19 protein-coding genes and 2 pseudogenes are annotated in these 16,285 nt (G+C 60.1%); 8 read left to right on the top strand and 13 right to left on the bottom strand.

Translation table 11 applies throughout. The annotated features are described in order from the left end of the window. Nucleotides 1-166 precede the first annotated feature (166 nt). Nucleotides 167-526 carry an SPW repeat protein gene (locus MESS4_RS26090; protein WP_006337732.1) on the top strand — a complete coding sequence of 120 codons (360 nt, stop codon included), beginning with the start codon at nucleotides 167-169 and terminating at the stop codon, nucleotides 524-526. A 323-nt stretch (nucleotides 527-849) separates the two neighbouring features. Here the strand turns inward: MESS4_RS26090 and MESS4_RS26085 are convergent, their stop codons facing one another. Continuing rightward, nucleotides 850-1,476: a TetR/AcrR family transcriptional regulator gene (locus tag MESS4_RS26085; protein WP_006337729.1), complete on the bottom strand. Its 627-nt coding sequence runs from the start codon at nucleotides 1,474-1,476 to the stop codon at nucleotides 850-852. Nucleotides 1,477-1,563: 87 nt separating this feature from the next. On the opposite strand from MESS4_RS26085, the gene MESS4_RS26080 reads away from it, so the two are divergent. From MESS4_RS26080 to MESS4_RS26065, 4 genes and pseudogenes are all read left to right on the top strand, one after another. Further along, nucleotides 1,564-2,598 (top strand): HlyD family secretion protein, encoded by a 1,035-nt coding sequence (locus MESS4_RS26080; RefSeq protein WP_006337728.1) that lies wholly within the window; start codon nucleotides 1,564-1,566, stop codon nucleotides 2,596-2,598. Continuing rightward, complete coding sequence (locus MESS4_RS26075; RefSeq protein ID WP_006337727.1) at nucleotides 2,595-4,322, top strand: MFS transporter; 1,728 nt, start codon at nucleotides 2,595-2,597, stop codon at nucleotides 4,320-4,322. The genes MESS4_RS26080 and MESS4_RS26075 overlap by 4 nt, the downstream gene beginning before the upstream one ends. A gap of 135 nt (nucleotides 4,323-4,457) precedes the next feature. Beyond that, a pseudogene (locus MESS4_RS26070) lies at nucleotides 4,458-4,828 on the top strand (response regulator). Continuing rightward, a complete protein-coding gene (locus MESS4_RS26065; RefSeq protein WP_036242206.1) occupies nucleotides 4,818-5,522 on the top strand; it encodes a response regulator transcription factor in 705 nt (234 codons plus the stop codon). The pseudogene MESS4_RS26070 and the gene MESS4_RS26065 overlap by 11 nt, the downstream one beginning before the upstream one ends. Nucleotides 5,523-5,645: 123 nt before the next feature. On the opposite strand, the gene MESS4_RS26060 is transcribed toward MESS4_RS26065, so the two are convergent. From MESS4_RS26060 to MESS4_RS26030, 7 genes and pseudogenes are all read right to left on the bottom strand, one after another. After that, the gene (locus MESS4_RS26060) at nucleotides 5,646-6,293 is read right to left on the bottom strand and encodes a hypothetical protein (protein WP_006337723.1); all 648 of its coding nucleotides are present in this window, start codon (nucleotides 6,291-6,293) and stop codon (nucleotides 5,646-5,648) included. Between the two features lie 58 nt (nucleotides 6,294-6,351). Further along, nucleotides 6,352-6,809, bottom strand: a pseudogene (locus MESS4_RS26055) (carboxymuconolactone decarboxylase family protein). An 88-nt stretch (nucleotides 6,810-6,897) separates the two neighbouring features. Next, entirely contained in the window at nucleotides 6,898-7,548 is a 651-nt protein-coding gene (locus MESS4_RS26050; RefSeq protein WP_006337719.1) for a glutathione S-transferase C-terminal domain-containing protein, read from the bottom strand. Nucleotides 7,549-7,608: 60 nt separating this feature from the next. After that, on the bottom strand, nucleotides 7,609-8,046 hold the full coding sequence (locus MESS4_RS26045; RefSeq protein WP_006337717.1) for a CBS domain-containing protein: 438 nt from the start codon (nucleotides 8,044-8,046) through the stop codon (nucleotides 7,609-7,611). An 82-nt stretch (nucleotides 8,047-8,128) separates the two neighbouring features. After that, a complete protein-coding gene (locus MESS4_RS26040) occupies nucleotides 8,129-8,530 on the bottom strand; it encodes a cupin domain-containing protein (RefSeq protein WP_006337714.1) in 402 nt (133 codons plus the stop codon). A gap of 89 nt (nucleotides 8,531-8,619) precedes the next feature. Next, entirely contained in the window at nucleotides 8,620-9,456 is an 837-nt protein-coding gene (locus MESS4_RS26035; protein ID WP_036242201.1) for an alpha/beta hydrolase, read from the bottom strand. A 235-nt stretch (nucleotides 9,457-9,691) separates the two neighbouring features. Further along, nucleotides 9,692-10,450 carry an SDR family oxidoreductase gene (locus tag MESS4_RS26030; RefSeq protein WP_006337692.1) on the bottom strand — a complete coding sequence of 253 codons (759 nt, stop codon included), beginning with the start codon at nucleotides 10,448-10,450 and terminating at the stop codon, nucleotides 9,692-9,694. A gap of 860 nt (nucleotides 10,451-11,310) precedes the next feature. Between MESS4_RS26030 and MESS4_RS31340 the strand changes: the two genes are divergently transcribed. From MESS4_RS31340 to MESS4_RS26010, 3 genes are read left to right on the top strand one after another with little or no spacing between them, the layout of a single operon-like run. Continuing rightward, the gene (locus MESS4_RS31340; protein WP_006337689.1) at nucleotides 11,311-11,628 is read left to right on the top strand and encodes a HAMP domain-containing sensor histidine kinase; all 318 of its coding nucleotides are present in this window, start codon (nucleotides 11,311-11,313) and stop codon (nucleotides 11,626-11,628) included. Between the two features lie 11 nt (nucleotides 11,629-11,639). After that, nucleotides 11,640-11,921: a GNAT family N-acetyltransferase gene (locus MESS4_RS26015; RefSeq protein WP_006337688.1), complete on the top strand. Its 282-nt coding sequence runs from the start codon at nucleotides 11,640-11,642 to the stop codon at nucleotides 11,919-11,921. A gap of 25 nt (nucleotides 11,922-11,946) precedes the next feature. Further along, nucleotides 11,947-12,375 carry a DUF1810 family protein gene (locus MESS4_RS26010; RefSeq protein ID WP_006337687.1) on the top strand — a complete coding sequence of 143 codons (429 nt, stop codon included), beginning with the start codon at nucleotides 11,947-11,949 and terminating at the stop codon, nucleotides 12,373-12,375. 129 nt (nucleotides 12,376-12,504) lie between these two features. On the opposite strand, the gene MESS4_RS26005 is transcribed toward MESS4_RS26010, so the two are convergent. The 5 genes from MESS4_RS26005 to MESS4_RS33795 all read right to left on the bottom strand — a co-directional run bounded on the left by MESS4_RS26005 (nucleotide 12,505) and on the right by MESS4_RS33795 (nucleotide 16,125). Then, entirely contained in the window at nucleotides 12,505-12,768 is a 264-nt protein-coding gene (locus MESS4_RS26005) for a pirin-like C-terminal cupin domain-containing protein (RefSeq protein ID WP_006337686.1), read from the bottom strand. 94 nt (nucleotides 12,769-12,862) lie between these two features. Continuing rightward, nucleotides 12,863-13,561 (bottom strand): cyclic nucleotide-binding domain-containing protein, encoded by a 699-nt coding sequence (locus MESS4_RS26000; protein WP_244441224.1) that lies wholly within the window; start codon nucleotides 13,559-13,561, stop codon nucleotides 12,863-12,865. Nucleotides 13,562-13,760: 199 nt separating this feature from the next. Next, entirely contained in the window at nucleotides 13,761-14,186 is a 426-nt protein-coding gene (locus tag MESS4_RS25995; protein WP_006337683.1) for a hypothetical protein, read from the bottom strand. 36 nt (nucleotides 14,187-14,222) lie between these two features. Continuing rightward, nucleotides 14,223-15,683, bottom strand: a complete 1,461-nt coding sequence (locus MESS4_RS25990; RefSeq protein ID WP_006337682.1) for a hypothetical protein — start codon at nucleotides 15,681-15,683, stop codon at nucleotides 14,223-14,225. After that, a complete protein-coding gene (locus MESS4_RS33795; RefSeq protein ID WP_006337680.1) occupies nucleotides 15,673-16,125 on the bottom strand; it encodes a DUF5681 domain-containing protein in 453 nt (150 codons plus the stop codon). Before MESS4_RS33795 ends, MESS4_RS25990 begins: the two co-directional genes overlap by 11 nt. Between the last annotated feature and the right edge of the window lie 160 nt (nucleotides 16,126-16,285).

Raw genomic sequence — 16,285 nt, 5'->3', positions numbered from 1 at the left:
AGCACGTGTGTGCCATCCCTGCGACCGACTGCCCTAGCCCTTTGCATCGCCCAATAGATGCCTGGGTAGAATAGTATAATGCATCGGACTACGTCATTCTACTACAACCTGCCTCAATCTCAGTAATGCGAGAGGTTAGGCATCTATAAACTCAAAGGAGAAGAAGATGACAAGTGAAGTACCAAGCAAAGGGTTGGAATGGACCAACCTCATTCTGGGCGCATGCCTGGCCTGCTCTGCCTTCATGTTCGCCGCGTTACCGCTCGCGGCCTGGAACGCGGGGATCGTAGGCACGCTGATTGTATGCTGTTCTGCCGTGGCGCTCTATCGCTACGGCGATTGGGCCGAATGGTCCAATCTCACCTTGGGGTGCTGGACAGTGGTCGCTCCATTCCTGCTCGGATTCGGGTCGATGTGGACGCACGTCGTGATAGGCATTTGCGTCGCGACGATTGCTGCCATGCAGCTTGCGGCAAGTCGCAGGTCGCAGGCTCCGTCGATCACCAGGCCCGGCGGCTCCAGATAATCCAAGGCCAAACACCGGGGACGGACTCGCGGACCTGCTGCTGCGGCCGTCCCCTAGGATGCTTCGGCGGAGGCACAAGTGCGAGCCCGAGCCGGACAAGGGAACAGACCATGGACCCCGCAAACGCCGAACCAACGATCAAAGAGATGCTGGCTGACCCAATCATCCAGTGCTTGATGAGGCGCGACAACGTCGCCGCGGACGACGTGAGGCGGATCATTGATGAGGCCCAGGAGTGTCGAGAAGCATGGGTCGAATGCAGCATTGGCACACCGCCCGAACGCTCACCAGACGGCTCGATGTTGGAGGCGACAACCGCCCTTCTACTTGCCCCGGCCAGGTCGAACGCCGTTCAAGAAGATCTCTACGACGGATGCGACCGCCTCCTGTGCTTCTTCGTCCGACGGTGCCGGGCGCAGCCCGAGAACGACCTGCAGGTGAAGGTTGTCACGGATCATGCCGACAAAATGCCCGGCTACACGGAGGCAATCATCTGCCTGAATTTCCCCTCGTTCTCTGGCCACTTCAAGGACCTCGGCGAGCCTCACTGTGGTCCTGCCTGGTCCTTGTTCGTAAAACGACTTCACCAGATCAGGGAAGCGATTGGCCTCGGTGACGGCAATTCGGTAGATGCCGATCACGGTGGACGACATGTAGACGTCCATGAGATGCCGACCAAACGCGGTCAGCGTCGCCTGCAAATCGTGGCTTTCGATGTCCTCGATTTCCAAGGTCGAAAGCGCTTTGTCTGCGCTTTCCGTCACGATCGCCGAGAACAGGCCCTCCTTGTTGCCGAACTCACTGTAGATGTTGCGCTTCGAGCCGCCGGCGCGTCCGATGATCGCGTCGATGCTTGTCGCAGCGTAGCCTTGTTCGAAAAACGCCTCGGCCGCCGCTCGAAGAAGAGCCCCTCGGCGCTCTTTATGCCGCGCTGTCTTTGCTGCAGCCATAGCTCTTCATCCATCACAATGCATCTCTTGATTGGTAACGTTCGTTACCATATATGTCAATGGTAACGCCCATTACCGGAGGTCATCATGGCGCAACACGGTAGGAAAAAGATGATTGGCTTGCTGTTGTGCCTCGGTGCCGTGGTGGTCGGGGCTGCGGGATGGTCCTGGGCTCGTGCGAACGGCGAGACGTCTACAGACAACGCCTATGTCCGTGCGGACGTGACCTCGCTCGCTCCAAAAGTTGCGGGCTATGTGACCGCAGTGGAGGTTGAGGATAACCAAACCGTCCGAGTTGGGGATGTCCTGTTCCGGATCGACGATCGAGACTACCGTGCGCGGCTCGCGCAAGCTGTGGCCAATGTCGAAGCCGCGCAGGCTCGCCTCACCAATGTCGATGCCGAAATCCAGCTTCAGCATGCCCTGGTTCGGCAGGCCGAAGCCCAGAAACTGTCGACAATGGCCGAATTGAACCTCGCGGCATTGGCGTCCGACCGCCGCCGCGAACTTATCCGCAGCAAGACGGTGAGCCAGGCCCAGGTCGACGAAAGTGATGCCGCGCGGTCGAGAGCTGAGGCGAGCGTGGCAGGAGCATCGGCAACGGTAGAGGCACAGCAGCAGCGCATCGCTGTTCTTGAAACTCAGCGCGAAGCTGCCGTTGCCGCCGTTGCGCTGGCGCGGGCCGCTCGCGATCTCGCCCAGATCGATCTCGACAGCACTGTGGTGCGTGCGCCAGTCGGCGGCGTTATCGGCAATCGCCAGGTCCGCATCGGCCGACTTGTCGCGCCGGGCGCCTCCCTGCTGGATATCGTTCCGGTCAACGATGTCTGGGTCGTGGCGAACTTCAAGGAAACCCAGATCGAACATATCCGCCTTGGTCAGCGTGTCAGTGTCACCGTGGACGGCTATCCGAGCGAGAAGTTCGAGGGGGTTGTCGACAGCTTTGCACCCGGCAGTGGGTCCACTTTCAGCTTGCTTCCCTCAGACAATGCGACAGGGAACTTTGTTCGCGTCGTCCAGCGCGTTCCGGTGAAGATACGGTTTGTGGGCAATCCGTTGCCTGGCCTCCTCGTGCCCGGCCTGTCGGCACGTGTCGAGATTGATCGAGGGAGCGCCTCATGACGGGAGCCGCCGCCGCACGGAGTTGCAGCCGACCCGCGCCAGGAGCCCTTCTCGTCGTGGGAATAGTGCTCGCCACTCTGACGGAGGCGATCGCCAGCACAGTCCTGTCGCTCGGGCGCGGCGATATCATCGGCGACACATATGCAACGCCTGATGAGTTCGCCTGGCTCGATATCGGATACATCGCTCCGAAGCTGATCGGGTTCATGGCCGCCCCCTGGCTGATGAGCCGTGTCAATCCGCGCAGTCTGATCATCGGCTCAACCCTGATCATGGGCACGGCTTGTGCCATTGCCGCCCTCACGGCTCGATTGGACTTGCTGGTCGCGTTGCGCATCATACAAGGCTTCTCCGGAGGCACCCTGCTTGTGACCGGGCAGGCGGTTATCTTCCTAGTCTATCCACGACACCACCAGCCGGTCCTTCAAGCCTTTTTCGCGATGGGGTCAGTGGTTGCCCCGGCGACGATCGCACCAGCTCTTCAGGGTTGGTTGCTGGATAGCCAGTCGTGGACATGGATATTCTTTAGCATCGTTCCGGTGGCGCTGGCCGCTGCGGGTCTCCTGCTGCTCGCCGACAGTCCGATGTCCGCAAAGACTGCGCGCCTTCCGTTCGACTGGATCGGCCTTGCACTCGTCTCCACGACACTCTTGTGCTTCACCTATGTGTTCAGCCAGGGCAGCCGATGGGACTGGTTTGAGGAACCTCGCATAGCGTGGCTGGCTTTCGCCGGTACGGCCAGCCTGCTGGCATTTCTCGGGCAACAAGTGATTGCCAGGGGCCAAGGCCCGCTCGACTTCACCTTGTTCCGATCAGACGATTTTTGCTTCGCGTTTATCGTCAGTTTTGTGGCTGGTGCCGCATTGTTTGGAAGCGCGTTCCTGATTCCCTCATTTGCCATCTCCGTCCTCGCGTTCACACCCACCGACGCGGGACAGCTATTGTTGCCGAGTGGGGTGCTTTTCATCGGCGCACTCCTCATCGCTGCCTTTCTCGTGCAGGTCCGCCGCGTTCCTCCATTTGCGACGGTACCCTTTGGTATCCTGATGATCATGGTTGCGATGTGGATGCTGTCAGGCTCGACCAGCGAGAGCGGCGCGGACGACATGATGGCGGCCATCCTGCTGCGCGGCTTGGGCCTTGGCTTCCTGTTCCTATCGATCACCCTCATCGCTTTCAGCAAACTCAACAGCCAAAACCTCGCGTCCGGCATAGGCCTCTTCAATACGGGTCGCCAGCTTGGCGGTCTCATGGGTGTCGCCGGCCTCCAGACACTTATCGATCACCACGTCGCAGCCAATGTCGCGGTGCTCGGCGCCAACGTCACCGCAGGCGTTCCGGCGGTCGCCCAGCGACTGGCGGCGATGACAGTCTCACTGATGGCAAAAGGAATGGATCCCGTGGCCGCCGGCCGGGCAGCCACGAGCCTGCTGGGCCGGGTCGTTACAGGTCAATCCACGGTCATCGCTTTCGACACGGCGTTCAATGCGGTCGCTCTTCTTTTTGTAATCGCCGCGCCCGTGCTGGTTGCCATCAAGATCGGACTCTCCCGATACGCGAGAATGCGCACAACTCGGTCAATCCTCGAGCTGGCCGCGGTCCCGACGCAACACTCATCCGCGCCCGGCATGGCCCCCGGCCAGCTAGCTTCAATTGCCTCGGGACCTCTCATCCACCAGAGCCGCAGGGAAGTGGCGGCGGACGACATATGGTCGCCGGTCTGACGACTGACCGGACAAGAAAAATGCCCGGCCATAGAAGGGATGTGATGCAGAAAGTGGCAGCGGCGTCCCTCGCCGATCTCGTGCGCGGCTGGAAATACCGATCACCCACGCGCGCCGAGCGGGAGGGAGCTGAACGTGAACAAGCATAAACCTGTAGTAGCGGTTATCGACGACGATCCAAGGCTGCTCGAGTCGCTGGAGGAAGTTCTTGAGTCCGCCGGCTTTCCGCGCGACAATTACTCATCAGCGGGCTGTCGGGCCTGGACGTGCTCATTACCGACATCGGGATGCCTGGGATGGACGGATTTGAACTTCGTGACCTGGTGAAGCGGGCGCGTCCGGAGCTGCCGGTGTTCCTGATCACAGGCCGCCACGAGATAGCCGATCAGGACCGCGCGCAGGGCATTAGCGGTTTCTTCCGCAAGCCCTTCGATGCCCAGGCCCTGCTTGCGGCGGTCGGCGACGCCTTACCCAATCGAAAAGTGGAGGATGATCATGACAGGTGAGCAGCCGCTCCCGCGGAGATCGGCACCGCTATCGCAGCAGCGGAGGAGTGAGGCGGAGCAGCCGCGCGTCATCATTGTCGATGACGATGCGTCTGTTCGGGAGGCGTTGTCCGAATTGGTGGTGTCGGCGGGTTTCGAGTCAGTCTGTTTTGCCTCGACCCGCGAGTTCCTCGACGCCGACGTATTGGACAGCCCCGGCTGTTTGATCCTCGACGTGCGCATGCCAGGCGCAAGCGGACTCGACCTGCAGTATCGTCTGGCCCAAAGCGGCAACCCCAAGCCAATCATCTTTCTGACCGGGCATGGCGATATTCCGATGACTGTCCAGGCGATGAAGGCCGGTGCCGTCGACTTTCTCACCAAGCCAGCACGTGACCAAACCTTGCTTGACGCGGTGATTGCGGGGATTGCGATGGACGCCGCGCGGCGGGCGGACGCAGTGGTCGTCAAGCGCAATGTCGAACGCCTTGAGACGCTGACGCCACGCGAACGTCAGGTCCTGCGCGAAGTCGCTCACGGGCGAGTCAACAAACAGATCGCATTCGATCTCGGCATCAGCGAAATCACTGTCAAGCTCCACCGCGGCAATGTGATGCGCAAGATGGAGGTCGCGTCCATCGGCGAGCTGATCCGGGCATGGGAAACATTGCCGGCTACGATGCGCGATACCGGCGCGGCCAGGCCTTCGGTTTGATCCCGCGGTCATCCGATGGGATGTCCAAGCGCACGGAAGAGTAACTCGTCGCTGGCGCAGAGCTGGAAGCCGAATTCGTTGCGCAGGACGAACTAAAGCGGCCACTCCGGGGCTTGGAGGGGCTTATTCCTCAAAGGGCGCGTTCGACACGAAGTCGACGGAAGAAGGCGCCCGATACCCGGGCACAAAGCGTTCGCCAAAGTCCCGGGCGAAGTTGTCGTAGGTCGTTTCCGGGTGCGTCTGGGCGATGTGACAGAAGCACCGTGTCATGCGCCGCTTCATATCGAGCCGCGGGAATTCACCTACAACCCTGGCGATCTCTGCCGCAGGGATGGTCTCGTACTTGAGTCCGACAACATCCAGGCAGATGCCGGCGGTACAAAGGGCTACCTCCGCCTCCTTGTAGAGGCCGATCGACGGGGTGGAGTTGAGGGCGACGCTGTCCCAGATGAGCTGAGCCCGGCGCTCATTGACACCGCCTTGTCGCGCAAAGATCCTGGCCAGATCCGCGCCTTCGACTTCGAAACGGCGCGGACCGTCAAAACGTTCGTTGAGCGTTATGTCGTGCAACAAGGTCCCGACTGCGACAACTTCCGCGTCGTGGTCGATGTTGCGGAGCTGCCCGAGCCGCGCCGCAAACAACCAGGAGCGGACGACGTGATTGAACAGATAGGCCTCGCATTCGCTCCGCGCATATTCGAGAGTCTGCTGCACGAGAGGGGTATCAGGGACCGAGACCCCTGCAAGCATCCGGCTGGTGGTTCCGTTCATGTCGTATGTCTCCTCACTGCGTTTCGGCCGGTTTCGCTGGCCCGCGTTGTCGCCGGTTTCAAGCGGCGGCGCGCATGCGATCCGCGGGATGCTGCAGGCGAAAGCCGATCGCCAGCCTGTTCCAGGCGTTGATCGTGGCGACGCCGATCGATAGCGCGACGAGTTCATCTTCCGAGAAGGCCTTCCGGGCTTCCTCGTAGACCGCGTCAGGCGCATGGGTTTCTGAGATCCGGGTGAGGGCTTCCGCCCAGGCGAGGGCAGCCCGTTCGCGTTCCGTGTAGAGGGCAGACTCGCACCAGGCGTCGAGCAGCAGCAGCCGGTCGTCGGTCTCGCCCAGTTTGATTGCATCTTGCCGGTGCATGTGCAGGCAATGCGCGCAGCCGTTCATTTGCGACACCCGCAACTTGACGAGCTCGAGCAGCTTCGGGTTGAAGCTGTTGGCAAGCCAGCTCTCGATGGCGACGAGACCCTCGATGCCGCCGTTCTTGCGGCCAGGAAATTCAGACGCTTGGTCATGTCAGACTCCATGATGTCGGTTGGTGGGTTCATTTTCTCGCGGGAGCGCCGGCTCTGTTTCGTTGGCGCCGACGGCTGACGATGTCGGTTAGCGCGTCAGCTGCAGTTCAGCCCCTTCCGGGTCGGGACGCGCTGGGGCTTGTCGATCTTTCGTTCCGATGAGCCCTTCGTGCAGCATGGCCGCTTGCACGGCCGGCCGGCTCGCCATCTTCCGACGCAGCGCTACGAAGGGTGCGGGGAGGCGGACGTCAAAGCGCTCGGCCCACAACAGCATCACGAACAGATAGAAATCCGCGACGCTGGGCGCCGCGCCAAACAAATAGTCGCCTTCGATGCCGTCAGCCAGAAGGTTCAGGAGCCTCGAAATCGTCGCTTTTGCTTGCGCCTTCTCAGCTTCGCTGCTCGCATGCCACATCGGTTTGAAGTTGCGGTGCACTTCAGTCGAGACGAAAGCCAGCGCTTCCAGAAGGCGTGTGCGGCCAAGCTTTCCCGGGACCCCGAGCGCCGGATACTGCATGGCGAGCCAATCGAGAACTGCTATGTTCTCGGTAAGGATTTCCCCGCTATCCAGCACCAGTGCCGGTACGTAGCCCTTGCAGGTTAGATCATTGAAATCAGCTCCCGAAGCCGTCCGTTTCGTCTTCAGGTCGACGCTCTCGCGTTCGAACGGCACGCCCGCTTCCAGCAGGGCGATGTGATCGGCCAGGCTGCAGGCCAGTGGACTGTAGTATAGTTTCATGTTCACTATCCTTCACAAGGATGCCCTACAGGCGTCGTCGCTTGACTGCCGAGAGCCGAGTTAGCGATAGCCAACACCGGCGACGTAGTTGGAAAGCATTTGCTCTTGGATCTCTTCCCGCTCGAACAGAGCTTTCATCGCGTCGCGTATGTCGAGAATACCGATAGGCCTGGCGCCGACGTCGACCACCGGCATGTTCTGCAGGCTTGTGGCAGCCATTGTCTGCCACACCCCATGCAGATCATCCTCCGGCGTGCACGACACGATAGGCCTGCTCATCAGGGCTGAAACCGGTGGCACTGACGACGCCGAACTGACGAGATGGCGGACGAGGTCTGATTTGCTCAGCACGCCTTCGGCGCCGCCGTTGCCATTGCAGACCACGACGAGGCCGATGCCGGGCGTGGAAAGCGAACGGGCGGCCGCTTGCACCGTGGCATTGACGTCGATCATAGCAAGGCGTGGCGACGTCAAAGCATGCAGTTTGTCGATAAGCATCGCGGCTGTCCTTATCTGGTTGACCGCGCCGTCGACCCATTGCGGCGCGGCTCTCTTGTTCAAAATGCGGAAACCCTTGACTTTACTCGTCGTCGAATATCGTGAGTTCCGTTTCGTCTGTATCGACGACGAAGACGGCCAGCAGGCGGGCCGGTTCAGTTGTGCTGGCGTTCGCGCTGACGCTGTGACGGTCGCCCGGATATTCGGACCAGTTGTCGCCGGCGCGATATGTCGTTTCCTGCCCGTCATTCACCTTGCTGCGGATCGCGCCTTCGAGAACCGTCGCATAGATGAAGGCCGATTTTGCATGAATGTGCGCGGGAGAACTGCCGCCGGGCTCATACTCGACGAGGACGCCGCGCATGCTCTTGCCCGGCACGTTGGGCAGCGGTTGGTCGTATACCAGAGTGACTTTGCCGGCGGCCAGTGCGCTAGACGCGAGGCCGACTGCCAGGGCTGCGGTGCAGAGGATGGTCCTGATCATTGTCTTGGCTCCAGTTGAGGTTGAAGGGGGGGTCGCCGGCCGGGGAGGGACGGCCGGCGATCGGGCTCGCGCCAAGGTGCGGCGCCAGCCTATGAGCGGATGAAGGCGAGCAGGTCGGGGTTCACCACATCGGCGTGGGTGGTGCACATGCCGTGTGGAAATTTCTCGTAGACCTTGAGCGTCGCTTTTTTCAGAAGCTTCGATGAGAGCAGTGCCGAGTCCGCGATCGGAACGATCTGGTCGTCGTCGCCGTGCATCACGAGCGTCGGCACGTTGATCGTCTTCAGATCCTCGGTGAAGTCGGTCTCCGAAAAGGCCTTGATGCCCTCATACTGCGCTTTGGCGCTGCCCATCATGCCTTGCCGCCACCAGTTTTCGATGACGCCTGAAATTGGCTTTGCTCCCGGCCGGTTGAAGCCATAAAACGGACCGCCTGCGAAATCGAGATAGAACTGCCCCCGATTGCCGGCGAGTGCCTTCCGTAAACCGTCGAACACTTCTATCGGAAGGCCGCCTGGATTGGCCGGCGTCTTCACCATGATCGGCGGCACGGCTCCAATCAGAACCAACTTGGCGACGCGGCCCTGTGGCTGACCGTACCGCGCTGTGTAGTGGGCAGCTTCGCCGCCGCCGGTAGAGTGACCGATATGGACCGTATTTCTCAGGTCGAGATGCTCGACAACGGCGGCAACGTCAGCGGCGTAGTGATCCATGTCGTGACCGTCGCTCACCTGCGCCGAACGGCCATGGCCGCGCCGGTCATGGGCGACGACGCGATAGCCCTTGTCGACAAAATAGAGCATCTGCGCATCCCAATCATCGCCGCTCAGAGGCCACCCGTGATGGAAAACGATCGGTCGGGCATCCTTAGCCCCCCAATCCTTGTAGTAAATTTCCGTACCGTCCTTGGTGGTGATCGTGCTCATCGTCGTTGATCCTTTGCTTGACTTGGAAGTGGGAAGGTTCTGTCTCCGCTCAGCCTGGGCGAGCGCGACCCTGGGCAGGCCGGCTGCAACGGTGGCGGCCATTGCGCCCAGCAGAACATCGCGCCGCGATGCCCCGGAGGAAGAAAGAAGATCGTCTTTCATCGTCTGCTCCTTCACGTTTCAAGCTCGAGGCCCACACGGCATCTGGTGACGTGCGTGCCGCGGCGAGGGCAGCCTAGTGCGGCCAGGGCGACGCGTGGCTGAACCAGTCTTCGAAGCGCTGGGCGCCGATGCGCGGGTGATCGCCGGGGACGAGCGACCCATCCTCGAGTTCGGTGCCAAAGTAGCGCGCGTGGGGATCGGCAATCACCTTGCGGGGATCATTCGTCGCTTTCAGGAACCGCGCTACGAGGTCGCTCATGCGGACCGGCTCGGGTCCGGCGATTTCGATCGTGCCGTTGATCGGCGTTGAGAGTGCCACTTCCGCCATGATGTCGGCGACGTCGTCCGATGCAATCGGCTGAAAATAGGCAGAAGGCAGGGGGACAGTATCCCCAACCGTTGCCGACTGAGCGATGCCGCCGAGGAATTCGAAAAACTGGGTCGAGTGGACGATGGTGTAGGGTATCCCGGAGTCCTTGATCAGCCTCTCCTGGACCATCTTGGCGCGCAGGTAGCCGCTATTGGGCAGGCGCTCGGCGCCCACGATAGAGAGCGCGATGTGGTGTTTCACACCAGCCCACTTTTCTGCTGAGAGCAAGTTTCGCCCGGAGGTCTCGAAAAACTCCATGACCGCCTTGTCCTCAAATGATGGCGAATTCGCCAGGTCGATGACAACCTGTGCTCCTGTCAGCGTCTCGGTAAGGCCCTCGCCGGTAATCGTATTGACGCCCGAATTCGGCGACGCTGCGAGCACTTCATGGCCCTTCTTGCGCAGCCTTTCGACCGTCTTCGAACCGATCAGTCCGGTGCCGCCGATAACCACGATTTTCATGTCGAAACTCCTCGTTCGCGTTCCATGATTGAGTTGGCGATTGGGCCGGCCATGCAGCCGGCACACCCCTCTTTCTTCGCTGTAGACAATGCGACGGAGCTGGCGGCCAAACTATCGAACGGAAGCATCTGTCGTTCGATGCGAAGGTCTAGGACCGATGAGCCCAAAGACCGGGAACCCTATGGGGCAATAGGCGGAGGGCAGATGCATATGCATGGGTCGACCGGGCTCTGGGGGTACATGGTCGACCCTCCCGCACACAAGAAACCCCGTCCCGGTAAGCTTGTGATAAGACCACCCCAATCCGCTGGACACGCGGCCCTTATCCTCAATCCAATCGACTGCGTAGATAGCGTCTCAGCGGGACCAAATCAGCTACGCACCTAAGGACCGGAGGGGATGTCAATTGTCACGCTCAGAAACAAAACGGGCACGGTTGGCGACGATGGCTTTCGTCGGAACGGCGATAGTGCGTCCAACGGAGGGCGCACGGAGCAGCCAAGCGCCGGCATCGTTCATGACCTTGGTAATCTCATCCAAATCGCATCATCGGCGCTGAACCGCGTCGCGCGCGATCCAAGCGTCTCAACGGCTCCGGCCCTTGAGTCCGTGGTCGCCAGTGCCAGGACGGCGCTGCAAAGCGCTGGCGCGCTCGTCCGACATGCATTGGGCAGAGCCTTGGAGCCTCCCAGAGAAATCGAACACGCGGACTTGAGTGTCTGCCTGGCTGAGGTCGAGACTCTGATCCGAAGCGCGGAACTGCACGTCCGGCTCGAGGTCCGCGTCGGATCCGATTTGCCTGCCGCTAACTGCGATCGTCTGGGCCTCCAGAACATCTCGTATTCAACGCGCGCGACGCGATGCCCGACGGCGGCTCGATCTCCATAGACGCCGCGGTAGCGGGTCAAGGCCATGCTGCCCGTCTCGAGATCCGCGTCGCAGACACTGGTATCGGCATGACGCAGGAGACCATGGTCCGTGCCTTCGATCCCTTCTTCACCACGAAGTGCCAGGGCCTGGGCGGGATCGGTTTGCCGATGGTCAAATATTTCGCCGAGCAGCACGGTGGCAGTGTCGAAATCGACAGCGTCCTCGGATCAGGCACGATGGTGACCTTGCGATTGCCGGCGGTTCTGCCAGCGGCAGACGACAGGCCACAGCTGCAACCGAATAGTTGAGACTTCCTCGCATGAGCCCAGAGGTCACGGAAAATGCGCAAGAGCATCGGTTCGAGCTGCCGATTGCCGACGGAACGCTTGCGACGGCCTACTACCGCGTCGACCATGGGCGGGTGGTTCTGGTTCACACGGAAGTTCCGCAGGAATTTTCTGGCCAGGGCATCGCGACGCGACTGGCGCGCGGGACCTTTGAGCTGCTCCGCAAGACCGGCCGCAAGGCAATCCTGAAATGTCCGTTCATGAGCTGGTTCGTCGTGGCGCATCCCGAATACGCCGACGTCGTAGCCGGGTAGTGTTTGGGATGATTGGGTGAGCCAAATGAACGACGAGTGTGATCTGCAGCGATTCGTCCTTGCGCAGGAGCCGGTCTACGACGATGCGATCGGTATGCTACGTCAGGGGATGATGTGCACTCCCTACATGGAATTCATATTTCCCAGGCTGACCATCGGGGGAAGCGACGCGTCCCAACCCTATGCCATCACATCACTCGACGAAGCCAACGCGTATCTCTCGGATCCGATACTGGGAGGTCGCTATCGAGAGTGCGTCGGCATACTTCAACGGCTCTTCGACACGAGCGTCCGCGCCGTGTTCGGGGATACCGATGCCAGGAAATTGCACGCATCGCTAACGCTGTTTTCCGAAGCAAGCGGCGATGAATTTCTGCTCGAGACAATGTTCGACGTCTGGTTCGACGGTCTGCTCGACGAGGACACCATGAACGAGATCAACGTGATTTCGTGATCGTCTGACCTGTGCCTGGTCTCAGCCGGCCTTCGCTGTCTGACGCAAAACGCGTCAGGATCGGCGATCCGTCGGATCCTCCGGCAGCGAGTGAATTCATGCTCTGCTGGGACAGGCGTAAAGCGGCCTTCACGCCCAATCGGCCTTTGCCTGTTCGATCCGCTCAGCGGAGGAGGAGACGAAGTTCCAATAAATGTGACTCGGCTCTGAAAAGGGCTCGCCGTCCATAAGCATCAGTCGCGTGGCGTGGAAGGCTGGCGCTTGAAGCACGACTTCGACGCCGGACTCCAGCAGTATCAATTCGGCCTCGCCGAACGAACCGGATCGGCCGATGATTTCGACTTCGCCGGCGACGACGTAGATCGCACGATCGCGGTGTACGGGCTTGACCACGACAATGCACGCCTGACTTTGAATCCATCGGCAAGGTCACGGAACGGTGGCAGAACGACGGTTTCGGTACTTGCGACGTTGGTTTGTAGAAGGGTCATGGGACTCTATCCTCTTGCGCGTCATATCGGCCGCCTGCTCGAACTCGCTTGAACGGAACGCTGCGAAAGACCGTCTGAATGGCTTTCAGCAGCGCAAAGCTGGAGCTTGCGTGCTGCTGCCCAGCTTTGCCATTTTCGCCCGAGGCCGGCATTCCGCCTGCAAGGATGATAGCCAGATCTTCGGCCATTTCGGGCCGGTCGAGCAGCAAGGGAGCGAAGCTTTTCTGGTCTATTTCGTACACCACGACATGGCTCATCGCGCGCAATGTCGACATCTCGCCGATACCGGCGAGCAAACCGCTCTCCCCGAAGAAATCACCGGGCGCCAGACGGCCGATTTCTTCCAGACGGGCATCATCTTCGCGTTGCCGTACAATAACGCCGGTCCGGACGATCATGAGAGACGGCAGCATCTCTCCCTGTCGCGCGATGATTTCGCCCTTGCGATAGGTGCGCTCTGAGGCTGTTGCGGCAAGAGCCTCTTGCTCGTCCTTCGTCAGCGCCGAAAATATCGGTATGGCCCTGATAAGTTCGATGGGGGTAACGCGCGGGAGGTGCGCGGTCTCTTCGGTCGGCAGTGCGGTCATCGAAATCGAAGAGGAGGGCATGGCCAGCAGCAACCCTGTGGATTTCGCATGGCGATAGACGAGATCAAGAATTTCACGCCCTCTTTTCGAAAAAGTCGGCCTGACCAACGCTAAGGAGATTCTGTCTCCGGTGGAATATTCACCGGCAAAGACTGCAAACGATTGTCGCTGGTAAAGACGGCGCCGGCACCGTGAAAAAGCCGGCGGCTAGGCGGAAGGCAAAAGCGTAACCCTTTTTCGGTGGACCGGAGAGTTCAGCGGCCGCCCGAGTTTCCTCGAGCGGCCGTGGTCGTTTCCCTGGACTAGGTTATAGCCTCCCCTCCCTTTCAGCCCTGTCGAGCCTTCGCTCTCTGAGATCGATGGTTTGGCTGTCGTCGATATCGAGAACCTCTACCTTCCCGAGAAGCATTTCGGGCGAGCGCTGATGGACGATCGTGGAACGGATCCAGACCACCTCGAAATACCTTCCCATGGGGCTGATGCGGAACGTGGCAACGAAGGGCTCGTCGGTAAATTGCCAGTCTGGGAAGATGGGTCCCCATGTCCGTTCATTGGGAAGGTCAGGCCTTCGGGTCATATCCTTCAGGTCGTCGATGAGAAGGCCACGGTCCTCGTGACGGAAGCCGAAGATGTCCCTGGTGACGCCATCGATCGAGTGTTTGAAGCTAGTCAGATCGAGCGTCCAATGACCTACCATTGAGGGTTTGCGAATTATTGTATCCAAATAGTCCACTGGGGTCTCCTTTGAACTGAAAGGGTGGGTTGTCGGTCAATTGCGGATCATCCGCTTGATGGAGTAGTAGCGGTCGCGCCGGTGCGGAGGCCTGCCAATGCCGATAGCAACGAGTTCGTGACCGGGCGCTGGCGTGATGTCGGCGATCCATTTGAGGTACTGCGTCAAGGCATCGATCTGGTCGTCGTTCGACCCGTGCGGGAAGGAAAACGCCTCGTCGAGGAAGGTCTCAATCCCCGGCGTTGGCTGCCACAGATGGATCTGCTGGCTGTTGACCTGGTTCATGACGGCCAGTAGCCGCTCCAACTTGGAGGCGGTTGGTCTCATGGCGATCACGTTGGCTCCGAGACCCTGCAGCTCGGCCATGAGGGCAGGGCCTAGCGAGGTGAATTCGACCAGGTGGTGGGTCGGCTTATAGAGGTCGTGCAGCGCCCTAGCCGTGCTCGCCAGCTCAGCGTAATCCATGCGTTTACGTGTGATGTGTCGGAGATAGCTGACGTTTTGGTGCCGCACGAACACCAAGGCCACCGAATAGGATGACTTTGGGTTGGTCGAGGAGGCGACGTCCCAAGAGATGATGGTCTGGCCGCCTTGGGGGACACTCGGCACCAAGGGGAAGTCGCTTCGCTTGAGCAAACCGCCGTCAATAGCGACCGGGCGGTTTTGATACTGGGTCGCAAAGACATGGGCGGGCGTCTCGCGCTTGAGGTTTGCCAGGACCTCGGGCGTATAGATCGTCGGCTGGAGCACGCCGCCCTTTTTGCGACTGTAGATGAATTTGTCGACTTCATGACGTTCATCCTCCTCGGCCTCCAAAGCAAGGACGAGTGGATCAAATCCTTCCCGGAGCAATTTGCCCGAAAGGTCATCTGGGTGCGTCCGGTGGGTAATGAGCAGGCGCGCACCCGTTTGGGGGTTATTGCGGCGCGGCTTGAGCGTCGTTTCATAGAACAATTCCACTGCTTCTCTCGCCGCAATCGAGAAGGCTTCCTGTGGGGAGATGGGGTCATCCATGACGAGTAGATCTGCGCCATGGCCAGTCAACCGACTGCCAAAACTGCCGGCAATGAGGCCGCCGCTCATGGTCGTTTCGAAGTCCATCGCAGCCTGCTTGTCATCCCTGAGGTGAAGCTCCGGAAAGACGGTTTGGAAGAATGGACTGCGAATGAGGCTCAGGACTTTGAGGGCTACGGTGTTGGAAAGGGTCAACGAATGGGTGACTAGCATCACGCGCTTCGTCACATTCCGCCCGAGATACCAGGCAATGGCGCATATGACGCAAAGGGTTTTTAGGTGCCGAGGTGGCATGTTCACCACGCCTTGCCATGCTCGGCCGGTGAGCATTCGCGTGCCCATCCAAAGCAGCAGCAGATCGACGTAGTCGAAATGCTGATAGCTGCCTGCCAATAGGATACGCAGGGCACGCACACCGAACATGGGAAGGTGATTGCGGGAGGCCAATCTCAGCGCTTCCCGAGTGTCATCATTATTGGTCATGACCACTCTCCTTGGTAGTCTCATCTGATGCGAGACTGTTGGCTGGTTCCGTCTTGGTGTGGCTAAACAGGTGTCGTTCGACGAAGCGTTCGAGTGCCGCGACGTCCTCAGCGCTCACATCCTCACCTGGCAGGGCAGCGCCTTCGTGCTTGAACTGTTGCGGCAACAGCTCCTTGATCTCTTTCAAGGCTCGCACCTCGCCCTTCATGGCTTTGGCGACGAGCGTCTTGACGATCACGGCTCGCTTGGTGAGTTTGAGTTCACGTCCATTCTCACGAACAACAACCAACTGTTCGAGTTCGGCCAGGATCCCGCTGGCAAAGCTCTTCGATTTGGTCTTCGGCCGGCCCTTAGGGTTGCCAGACTGGCCCGGTCGAAAACGCGCTTGTTTGGGCGGCTTGCCGTAGCCGACACTCTCTTCGTCACCCTTGCTATCGCTCATGACAGCACCCCCAACGTGACCGCCTTTGATGCTGCTGGACGAGCGGATGTCTTAAAAGCGTGGGAAAACCGGGCCATCGATGGCCCATTTTTTGAATCTAAGTGCATGATGGCACTCCTCACGAGCGCCCTTGAAAAATCCCGCGAGACAATGGGAAGGG

This window comes from Mesorhizobium sp. STM 4661 (genome assembly GCF_000359125.1).
GTDB lineage: Bacteria > Pseudomonadota > Alphaproteobacteria > Rhizobiales > Rhizobiaceae > Mesorhizobium.
This window is presented reverse-complemented; position numbering and strand designations above follow the sequence as displayed.